Genomic DNA, 9426 nt, shown 5'->3' on the forward strand with positions numbered 1-9426 from the left:
GCGAAGGATGTTATGCCGCTTTCACCGCTCTTCAGTTCGATATGGATTTTCTTCGCCTTTTCCGTCATAATGAACGCACCTCTCTGGTGAAGGGTTGTGTCTTCGCAAACACTACCTTAGCACTGTTCTCCGAACAGTCCAGAGAGGTTTTTTATTTTTCAGGGTGCGGATTTAGGTCGAAAATTGTGCCTCCCACCACGGTCATGATGACGTTCAGATCGCCGTCAAGCCTCACCAGGTCGGCGTCCATGCCGGGGAGTATCGCTCCTCTTCGGCCTGCGGTGCCGAGGATTTTCGAGGGTGTCCCGGAGGCCATCCGGAGGGCGTCCTCCAGGGGGATTCCCGCCGAAACGGCGGTCCGGACGGCCCGGTCCATGGTGCAGACGCTCCCGGCGAAGCCGCTCCGGTCGGGAAGGCGGGCCACGCCCCCTTCCACCAGGACTTCACGGCCGTTCTTCAGGCTGCCGAGGACGGACGGCCCCTCGGGCATGCCCGCGCCCCGCATGGCGTCGGTGACCAGGGCCATCCGTTCCGGCCCCTTGACCTTGTGGATGAGCCGGAGCAGGCTCAGGGGGAGGTGGTGCCCGTCGGCGATGGCCTCCACGGTGACGGCGTCGAAGAGGTACCCCGCCTCCACCATGCCGGGGATGCGGCAGCTGTTCTCCCTCCGCACGGTGCTCATGGCGGAGTAGAAGTGGACCATGTGGCGGAAGCCGCTGTCCACCGCCGTCCGTACCTGTTCGAGGTCCGCGGCGGAATGGCCCATGGCGGGGAGGACCCCCCGGGCCGCCAGCCATGAGGCGCATTCGCAGGCGCCGTCCAGTTCCGGAGCCATGGTGACCACGGCGATCCTGTCCGACCTTGCGAGCAGCTTTTCGCACTCCTCCGCGGAGGGGGTGCGGAGGTAGTTGGGGTCCTGGGCGCCGGCCTGGGCAGGGGCGAGCCATGGCCCCTCAACGTGGACGCCGCCGATGCGGGCGCCTGCGGAGGCCCCCGCCGCTTTCCGGGCCCTGTCCGCCGTCTCCAGGGCGGCGAAGAAGGCGTCCATGTCCTCGTCTGCGGCCGTGAGGGCCGTGGGATAGAGGGTGGTGGTGCCGTGGCGGGCGTGGACCCGGCAGGCGGTGAGGAAGGCGTCGGCCGTTCCGTCCATGAAGTCCGCCCCTCCGCCTCCGTGGACGTGCATGTCGATGAAGCCGGGAACGAGCAGGTCCCCCTGCAGGTCGACGACTACATCGCCCTCTTCAGGGGCGATGTCCGGGGCGAGGGCGGAGATCACGGCGCCGCTGACGGCGGCGTCCATCCTGCGGAAGCCCGTGGGCAGCAGCACCGTGCCGCCGGTGAACAGGAGGCGGTTCATCTTCGTGTTCCTTCCTTTCCCCTCACCGGAAGCGGTCCGGCAGGTACCCCCCGGCGAGGGAGGCGGATTCCCGGTCGAGGTAGAGGGTCACGTCCGGGTGGGTCTTGAGGATGGACGCCGGAACTGCCGGGTCCACCGGGCTTTCCAGGGTTTTCCGCACCGCCTCGGCCTTGACCCTGAAGGGAACGGACACGAGGATGGTGCGGCACGCGAGTATCTGGCGGACCGAGGCCGTTATGGCCTGCTCCGGCACGTCGTCGGATGCCGGGAACCACCCCTCCCCCACCTGCTGCCGTCTGCAGGCATCGTCAAGGGTGACCAGCAGAAAGGGCTCTTCCGTCTCAAAATCGGCGGGGGGGTCGTTGAAGGCGATGTGGCCGTTCTCCCCGATGCCGATGAAGGCCACGTCCACGGGGGCTTTGGATATTTCCTCCGACAGGGCCTTCATGTTCTTCTCCACACCGCCCTCCCAGTTGACGAAATGGACCTTCCCGGGGTTCACCTTCGAGACGAACCGCTCCTGCAGGTACCGGCGGAAGCTTGCCCCATGGCTTTCGGGCAGGCCCACGTACTCGTCCAGGTGGAACATCTCCACCTTTGACCAGTCCACGGGGTGGGAGACAAGCTCCCGGAGGGTGCCGAACTGGGACGCTCCCGTGGAAAGCATCAGCCGGGCCCGGCCCTTTTCCTCCACGGTTTTCCGGAGCAGTTCGGCGCCCCGCTTTGCCGCCGCGGCGGCGAGTTCGTCGGGCGTGTCGAAGACAAGAATGTTCATTATACCCTCCTGCCGGCGCTAGAGCTTTACCCTCTCGCCCTTTTCGGCGGAGAGGTAGCCCGCGTAGGTGATCTTTATGGTTTCGTAGGCGAGGTCGAGCCCGGAGAGGGGCTGCCTGCCCGTGGCCACGCACTCCATGAAGTCCTGGGCTTCCTGGAGGTACCCCCGGGCGGATTCTTCGTCCAGCAGGACGTACTGCCAGCCCGCGGTGGTCTCCACCTTTTCGGTGAGATAGACGTCCTTCAGCACGGAGGCGTCGGCGGCGTAGGTCATCATGCCGTTGTTGGGGGCGATGTTGCAGACCAGGGTTCCCGTGTTGGTGTTGAACTCGATGAGGTTCCGCACGCCCCCGGTGACGAAGTCGCCCGAGAAGATGGTGGCCTTGGTGCCGTCGCCGAAGGTGAGGGAGAGCATGGACCAGTCCTCCACGTCCACGGGATTTGCGGCGATGAACCTCCGCTCTTCCTTCGTGAGCTTTTCCGTGACCACGCCGGTGTCGCACACCACGCTCTCCACGGAGAAGGCTTCTCCCCTGGCCTTCGCTTCCGTCATCTTGAGGTGAAGGACCGCCGACAGGGGGTGGCACCCCTGACGGATCATGGAGCCTCCGCCCGTCTGGGCCCACTCGGCGGCGTGCCAGGCGTGGGAGCCGCTGTGGCTTTCCTCGGCCTTGAGGAAGAGAATCTTGTCCCCCGTTTTCTTCAGTATTTCCGAAGCCTTGGCCACGGCGGGGGCGTAGACCCAGTCCTCGGCGTAGCAGAAGAGCCTGCCGCTTTTCCGGACGATGCCGGCGGTCCGCTCCATTCCCTCGAGGACGGCGTCGTACATCTTTCGCTTGCAGACCTTCCCCACGGGCTGCACGTCTCCCGGAACGCCGAAGTAGCCGGTGAAGGGCTTTTCGGAGATCACGTGCTTGCCGGCGGAAAGGAACTCCTCGATCATGACGGCGTGGAGCTGGGGCGGGGTGCAGATGTCCACCACGTCGATGTCGGGGTCTTTCATGAGGTCATGGTAGTCGGAGTACACCTTCGGGATGCCATAGGCGGCGGCGAAGTCCTTCGTGGTGTCGCTCCGGGCGCAGACAGCCTCCACCGAGGCCTGGAGCCCGTAGACCCGCTTGTAGGACTCCAGGTGGATGCGGGAGATGAATCCCGCGCCGACCATTCCGATTCTCACTTTTTTCATGAGGTTTCTTCCTCCTTCGTTATTTTTTCAGGCTCCGGAGCATCTTCCGGAAGAGGGTGCTTCTGCCGAGGACGACGGCGAAGGTGAGCAGCCAGAGGATGATGGAGATGGGGCGGGTGAAGAAGGGGGACAGGTCACCCCCGGTGATGATCATGGCCCGCCGGAAGTTGTCGTCCGCCATGGGGCCGAGGATGAAGCCCAGGACCATGGGGGCGGCGGGAAAGTCGTTGCGGCGCATGAAGTACCCCAGGATGCCGAAGAGGAACATGAGGTACACGTCGAAGAGCCGTCCGCTCACCGCGAAGGAGCCCACGCAGCAGAGGGTGAAGACCACGGGCATGAGGATCATCCGGGGCACCTGGAGCACCTTCACCAGGGGGCGGACCAGGGAGAGGCCCAGGACCGTCATGGCGATGGTGGACAGCAGGAAGATGGCGGTGACGGTACCGATGAAGAAGGGCTGCTCGATGGGCAGCAGGGGCCCGGGGCGGATGCCGTGGAGCCACATGGCGGCCAGGAGGACCGCGGCCGGGGCGCTTCCGGGAACGGCGAGGGTGAGCACCGGGATGACGGCCCCGCCGATGCAGGCGTTGTTCGCCGTCTCGGCGGCGATGAGCCCCTCATGGGACCCCTTGCCGAACTCCTCGGGATGGTCGCTGAACCGCTTGGCGGTGTCGTAGGCGATCCAGGAGGCCGTGTCCTCCCCCACGCCGGGGATGGCCCCCACGAGAACGCCGATGATCCCGGAACGGATTATGGTCTTCCAGTACCGGAAGAGGTCCCGGAGGGGCGGGATAACCTGCCGGACCTTCGTGCGGACGGTGTAGTCCCGGGGGCGCTGCATGACCTCGATGATCTCCCCCACGCCGTAGGCTCCCACGAGGACGGGGATGAGGGATAGGCCGCCCATGAGCTGGAGCTGGCCGAAGGTGAAGCGCGGAAGGGCCTGTATGGGGTCCTGCCCCACCTGGGAGAGCAGCAGCCCCGCAATGCCGGCGATCCACCCCTTCAGGGGGTCTTTGGGGGCGGTGAGGTTGCCGCAGATGACGATGCCGAAGATGGAGAGGACGAAGAACTCCCACGAGCCGAACTGGAGGGCGATCTTTCCCAGGAGGGGCGAGAAGACGGCGAGGCAGACCAGGCCGAAGAAGGTGCCGATCCCCGAGGAGGTGGTGGCCAGGCCGATGGCGTACCCGGCCTCGCCCCTGCGGGCGAGGGGGTTGCCGTCGATGCAGGTGGCGGCGTTGGCGGGCGTTCCCGGTATGTTGAGCAGGATGGCCGACCGGCTGCCCCCGTAGATGGACCCCACGTAGGTGGAGATGAGGACCACCATGGCCTGCTCGGGCATGAAGCGGAAGGTGAGGCCCGTGAGGAGGGCCACTCCCATGGTGGCCGTGAGGCCCGGGAGCATGCCGACGATGATGCCGAACCCGGTGGCCCAGAAGGCGTTGAAGATGCTGGTCGGGTTCATCAGTTCCAGAAATTCGGAGAACAGGACGGAAATGGACATGGCGGCATCCCTCCCTCAGGGCAGAAAGACGGCGAAGATTTTGTAGAAGACGAACCAGATGGAAACGGACGCGGTTCCGCCGATGAAGAGGGCCTTCAGGATGCCCGCGCCCCGGAAGAGGAGAATGAAGCCGGTGATGAAGGCGGCCGTGGCCGCCATGTAGGGCACCCGTCCGAGGAGCAGCACGTAGGCGCAGCAGAGGGCCACGGTCAGTACCGCCCGAGGCCCTTCTTTTTGCATCCAGGCAGGGCGGGCCGTCTCTCCTCCGCTGCCGTTCTCTTCGTCCTCTTCGGGGCAGAGAAGGGGGTTTTCGCCTGCGGCGAGCCGGGCGTAGAAATCGGGCTCCTTCCGGGACCGGATGACCAGGCGGAGGCCGCACAGGGCGATGAGGACGGCCAGGATGGCGGGGACGAGGCCGGGGGCGCCGAACCAGTCGTACCCCGTGTCCTTCCAGGGCAGAAGCAGGCTGCCGGCGAAAAAGGCCGCTCCCGTGAGGACAAGGGCGATGCCGGACGTCAGGTCTTTCTTTTCCATGGGCGTACCTCCGCGGGGAAGGGTGGGAAAAAGGAGGGGGGACATGCGCCCCCCTCCTGCCGGGTGATCTGTTTTAGGGCTTGGGGATTCCGTACTGGTCCGGGGAGTTCTTGATGACGCCGGATTCGAAGAGGAGCCAGCAGACCCTGGAGGCCTTGACCTCCATCTCCTTCTCCGCTTCCTCTCCGTAGAGGGTCACTACCTTGGACCCCCTGTCCGCGGCGAACTTCTTTATGGCGTCCGAGGCGGCGGCGGTCTTGAAAGCGGCGGTTATGGCCTCCTTCGCGTCCGCGGGGATGTCCTTGGGAAGGAAGAATCCGAACCGGTTCCCCACGCTGGGGAAGTCGGGAAGCCACTTGGTGATGGGCGGGATGGCGCCGTAGCCCTCCACGTCGAGGGGCTCGCCGTCCATGACGGCCAGGGCCTTGAGCTGCTTCGCCCGGAGCATTTCGGTCACTTCCATGGAGAGCTGCATGATGGCCTCCACCTCTCCCTTGACAGTGGCCGTCACCGCGGGGGCTCCGCCCTGGTAGGGAACGTGCCGGTACTCGAGGCCGGTGCCCATGCGGAAGAACTCCGCGGCCTGGTGGCCGCCGCTGCCGGTGCCCGCCGAGGAGACGGTGACCGGACGGGCCTTCATGGCATCCATGAGATCCTTCAGGTCGTTGAAGGGCGAGTTGGCGGGAACGCAGATGACGTTGGGCGTGAAGACCGCCATGAAGGAGGCGTAGTCCTTGTGGCTCTGCTTCAGCATGTCGAGGGCCTGGTAGGTGACGATGCTGCCGTCGGCGTTGGCCGACCATGTGTAGCCGTCCCGGGCCGCGTCGAACATGGCCTGGGTTCCGATGGCGCCTGCGCCGCCGGGGGTGTTGGTGACCGAGAGGCGGGTTCCGAGCAGTTTTTCCATTTCAGCGGCGAGGGTACGGGCGGTGAGGTCCGACGCGCCGCCGGGGCTCCAGGGGACGATGACGTTCACAGGTTTTTCCGGCCACGCGGCGAAAGCCGCGCCGGAAACCGCAAGGATCAGGACAAGGACCGTCATGGCGCTGATGAAGCGGATACTTTTCATCTTCTTCAATCCCTCCTGTGCAGTAAGATCTGTCAAAACATTCTACACTTTAAAATTTGCCCGTGTCAACGGCGGGGGCCCTTTCCACCCCCGGTGCCTTCCTCCGTTTCTGCGGCGGGTTGGCCGCCCTTTTCCGGAAGAAAACCCTGCCCGGTCTTTTTTTTCTTGTTAAAAACTATTATTAGAGTTATAATTTTTATAACGTTTTCAAAAGGCCAGCGGTGATGCATCGCCGCTGGTACATTTATGTGTATCGAGGAGCGTGGATATTGCAATGATACGGCGTTTTCTTCGTTTTACGGCAGCTGCGGCACTTGTTGGTGCGCTTGCCCTTCCTCTCGGGGCGGCCGAGCTTCCGAGGGTGAGCCTCGGGTACATTTTCACGACCCACCAGCAGCCTATCATGGTGGCTATGGCGAAGGGCGAGGCTTTCGAGCCCCTGGGAACATACCTCAAGCCCGTGGTGGAGAAAGAACGGTACGATCTGATCGCAGACGGCGCACCGGTGGCACGGCTCACCATCGTGGTGACGAAGAGCGGCTCGGAGATGGCCACACTCTTCGCTCAGAACCACCTGAACATAGGGCTCGGCTCCCTTCCGGCGATGATGTCTTCCATTGACGGCGGTACGCCGATCAAAGTGCTCTGCCCTGTCCATACCGAGGGCATGGGGTTCGTGGTCGCCTCCGACAGCCCGGTGAAGGACTGGGATTCCCTTCTCGCGGCAATCCGCGGCGGGTCGAAGCCCTACCGCATAGGCTATCATTCACCCACCAGCGCACCGAAGATCGTCCTCGAAGGCGCGCTTCTGGAAGCCGGGCTGAAACTCACCCACGACGGAGCGGACCTCTCGGCGAACGTGCTGCTCGTGGACCTCAAGTCGACGGGAAATCTCGCCCCCGCACTGACCAGCGGCCAGGTGGACGCATGGGTCGGCCCGGACCCCTTCCCTGCGGTGGCTGAAGTCCGGAAAACAGGCAGAATCGTCTTCGACCTCAGGGAACTTCCTCCCGCAGGACGGTGGTCCAGCTTCCCCTGCTGCGTGGCGGCCGCCAGAACGGATTTTCTGGCCGACCACCCCGAAGTCGCCCGAGCCGTGGTGAAACTGCTCACCGCCGCCTCGGAATGGAGCAACACGAACCCCCAGGAAGCCGGGCTCATCGGCGCCCGGTGGATCGGCATTCCCGAAGAAGCCACTGAGCACTCCACCATCGCCTACGGCACCGAGCCCAGCGATTCATGGCTCAAGGGCGCCGGAGTCTACCTCGACGTGCTGAACGGCATGAACAGCTTCAAGGGCTCTCTGAAGGGAAAGACCCTCGAAGAGGCTGTTCCGCTGGTTTTCGACTTTTCATTCAACAAATAATCACCGGAAGAATCTCGAATTTCCGGTTTCCCCCGCGCAGGGAAGATTCCCTTTTTCTCACTTGAGGGGGTCTTCCCTGCGCCCGTGGAGACAGAAAGGATTTGGACCTATGCGGCATCTGAAAGCGGTTTTCGTTTCTCTTTTCGTTCCTGCGCTCTTTTTGATCCTGTGGGCGTACATGGCGGAACGGACAGGCAATGATGTTATTCTTCCCCCGATCGGACAGGTTGCGGCCCACTTCGCATCGCCCGGAACCCCCTTGATCGGCATGGGGTCCCTCGTCTCCAACATCCTTATCAGCATGCTCCGCGTGCTCGTCGGATATTCCGCGGCGGTTCTCCTGGCCGTTCCCGCCGGGTTGCTTCTCGGGCATAAAAGACAGCTCTCGAAACTTTTTACGCCCTTTCTCGGCCTTTTCCGGCCCATTCCGCCCCTGGCCTGGGTTCCGCTCGTGCTGGCATGGTTCGGGGTCGCCAGCTTCGCCACTCTCTTCGGCGTGGAGGAGGGGGCATGGTACGTCTTCCTGAACAACCTGAAGTTCTCCATGGTCTTCATCATCTTCATCGGCGCGTTCTACCCCATCCTTTCCGGGACCATGCACGGCGTCTCCGGCGTCCGCTCGATTCTTGTCGACTCGGCGCGGGTTTTGGGAGCCTCCGACCGGGACATTTTTCTCAAGGTGCTGCTGCCGGCATCCCTGCCGTCCATCGTGAACGGCCTCCGGATCGGGCTGGGCGTGGCATGGATGTGCCTCGTTTCGGCCGAGATGCTGCCCGGAAGCATCTCCGGAGTGGGCTACCTGATCACCCACGCCTACACCGTCGCCAGGACGGATATCGTCATCACGGGCATGATCACCATCGGACTGCTCGGCGCCGCCATGGACCACGGGTTCCGCTTCGTGGAGGAACGGAGCTTTCAATGGCAGCGTCTCACGAGGTAGGAACGATGAGCGGCGGTGTCATCATGGAAGCGATGAATATCTGCAAGACCTTCACCTCCAGGGCCGGAAAAGAGCTGAGGGCGCTGGACTATGTTTCCCTCGCCGTCAGGGAGGGTGAATTCGTCTGCCTTCTGGGCCCCTCCGGCTGCGGCAAGTCCACCCTGCTCCGCATCCTTGCAGGGCTGGAGACCGCCTTCGAGGGAACCGTTTCCAGCGAGGGAGAGCGTGTCCTGGGGCCCGACCGGAAACGGGGCATGGTCTTTCAGGAGTATTCCCTCTTTCCCTGGCGGACCATCGAAGAGAATGTCGCGGCAGGGCTGGAATTCGCAGGGATACCGCCCGCCGGGCGCAGGGAGCGGAGCCTCCGGTTCCTGGACCTGGTGGGGCTTTCGGGTTTCGCCCATTCACTCCCCCACGAACTTTCGGGAGGAATGCGCCAGCGGGCTGCGATTGCCCGGGCGCTGGCCGCCGACCCGAGGATTCTGCTTATGGACGAGCCCTTCGGCGCCCTGGACGCCCACACGCGCATTCTGCTGCAGAAAGAGCTGCTGAGAATCTGGAGCGCCTCCCGGAAAACCGTGGTCTTTGTCACCCTGGATTCCCGGCCATTCATAACGAGGTTGCCGGGGAAATCACTATAAACCAAGTAATGATCGCACTTTGACAATCGTCGACTTGACCACCGCA

9 protein-coding genes are annotated in these 9426 nt (G+C 63.8%); 3 read left to right on the forward strand and 6 right to left on the reverse strand.

Annotated features, from left to right (window positions below; translation table 11 throughout):
- Positions 1–151: 151 nt before the first annotated feature.
- The 6 genes from nagA to C8D99_RS14785 form a co-directional block, all read right to left on the reverse strand.
- A complete protein-coding gene (gene nagA, locus C8D99_RS14760; RefSeq protein ID WP_133959269.1) occupies positions 152–1357 on the reverse strand; it encodes an N-acetylglucosamine-6-phosphate deacetylase in 1206 nt (401 codons plus the stop codon).
- A gap of 22 nt (positions 1358–1379) precedes the next feature.
- On the reverse strand, positions 1380–2132 hold the full coding sequence (locus C8D99_RS14765; protein WP_133959270.1) for a glucosamine-6-phosphate deaminase: 753 nt from the start codon (positions 2130–2132) through the stop codon (positions 1380–1382).
- Positions 2133–2150: 18 nt separating this feature from the next.
- Positions 2151–3317: a Gfo/Idh/MocA family protein gene (locus tag C8D99_RS14770; protein ID WP_133959271.1), complete on the reverse strand. Its 1167-nt coding sequence runs from the start codon at positions 3315–3317 to the stop codon at positions 2151–2153.
- Positions 3318–3336: 19 nt separating this feature from the next.
- Positions 3337–4827, reverse strand: coding sequence for a tripartite tricarboxylate transporter permease (locus tag C8D99_RS14775; RefSeq protein ID WP_133959272.1), 1491 nt, complete (start codon positions 4825–4827; stop codon positions 3337–3339).
- A gap of 15 nt (positions 4828–4842) precedes the next feature.
- Positions 4843–5361 carry a tripartite tricarboxylate transporter TctB family protein gene (locus tag C8D99_RS14780; RefSeq protein WP_166670234.1) on the reverse strand — a complete coding sequence of 173 codons (519 nt, stop codon included), beginning with the start codon at positions 5359–5361 and terminating at the stop codon, positions 4843–4845.
- A gap of 73 nt (positions 5362–5434) precedes the next feature.
- Positions 5435–6430, reverse strand: a complete 996-nt coding sequence (locus C8D99_RS14785) for a Bug family tripartite tricarboxylate transporter substrate binding protein (RefSeq protein WP_133959274.1) — start codon at positions 6428–6430, stop codon at positions 5435–5437.
- Positions 6431–6704: 274 nt separating this feature from the next.
- Between C8D99_RS14785 and C8D99_RS14790 the strand changes: the two genes are divergently transcribed.
- From C8D99_RS14790 to C8D99_RS14800, 3 genes are all read left to right on the forward strand, one after another.
- Complete coding sequence (locus tag C8D99_RS14790) at positions 6705–7796, forward strand: ABC transporter substrate-binding protein (RefSeq protein WP_133959275.1); 1092 nt, start codon at positions 6705–6707, stop codon at positions 7794–7796.
- Positions 7797–7905: 109 nt separating this feature from the next.
- On the forward strand, positions 7906–8739 hold the full coding sequence (locus C8D99_RS14795) for an ABC transporter permease (RefSeq protein ID WP_133959276.1): 834 nt from the start codon (positions 7906–7908) through the stop codon (positions 8737–8739).
- 23 nt (positions 8740–8762) lie between these two features.
- A complete protein-coding gene (locus C8D99_RS14800) occupies positions 8763–9380 on the forward strand; it encodes an ABC transporter ATP-binding protein (protein WP_243833967.1) in 618 nt (205 codons plus the stop codon).
- The last annotated feature ends 46 nt before the right edge of the window (positions 9381–9426 follow it).

It is taken from the genome of Aminivibrio pyruvatiphilus (assembly GCF_004366815.1).
Classification (GTDB): Bacteria; Synergistota; Synergistia; order Synergistales; family Aminobacteriaceae; genus Aminivibrio; species Aminivibrio pyruvatiphilus.

Excerpts from the sequence above, each read along its gene's own strand:
- C8D99_RS14775 (WP_133959272.1), bottom strand. The coding sequence starts at position 4,827 with ATGTCCATTTCCGTCCTGTTCTCCGAATTTCTGGAACTGATGAACCCG.
- C8D99_RS14785 (WP_133959274.1), bottom strand. The coding sequence starts at position 6,430 with ATGAAAAGTATCCGCTTCATCAGCGCCATGACGGTCCTTGTCCTGATC.
- C8D99_RS14780 (WP_166670234.1), bottom strand. The coding sequence starts at position 5,361 with ATGGAAAAGAAAGACCTGACGTCCGGCATCGCCCTTGTCCTCACGGGA.
- C8D99_RS14765 (WP_133959270.1), bottom strand. The coding sequence starts at position 2,132 with ATGAACATTCTTGTCTTCGACACGCCCGACGAACTCGCCGCCGCGGCG.
- C8D99_RS14800 (WP_243833967.1), top strand. The coding sequence starts at position 8,763 with ATGGAAGCGATGAATATCTGCAAGACCTTCACCTCCAGGGCCGGAAAA.
- C8D99_RS14795 (WP_133959276.1), top strand. The coding sequence starts at position 7,906 with ATGCGGCATCTGAAAGCGGTTTTCGTTTCTCTTTTCGTTCCTGCGCTC.
- C8D99_RS14770 (WP_133959271.1), bottom strand. The coding sequence starts at position 3,317 with ATGAAAAAAGTGAGAATCGGAATGGTCGGCGCGGGATTCATCTCCCGC.
- C8D99_RS14790 (WP_133959275.1), top strand. The coding sequence starts at position 6,705 with ATGATACGGCGTTTTCTTCGTTTTACGGCAGCTGCGGCACTTGTTGGT.
- nagA (WP_133959269.1), bottom strand. The coding sequence starts at position 1,357 with ATGAACCGCCTCCTGTTCACCGGCGGCACGGTGCTGCTGCCCACGGGC.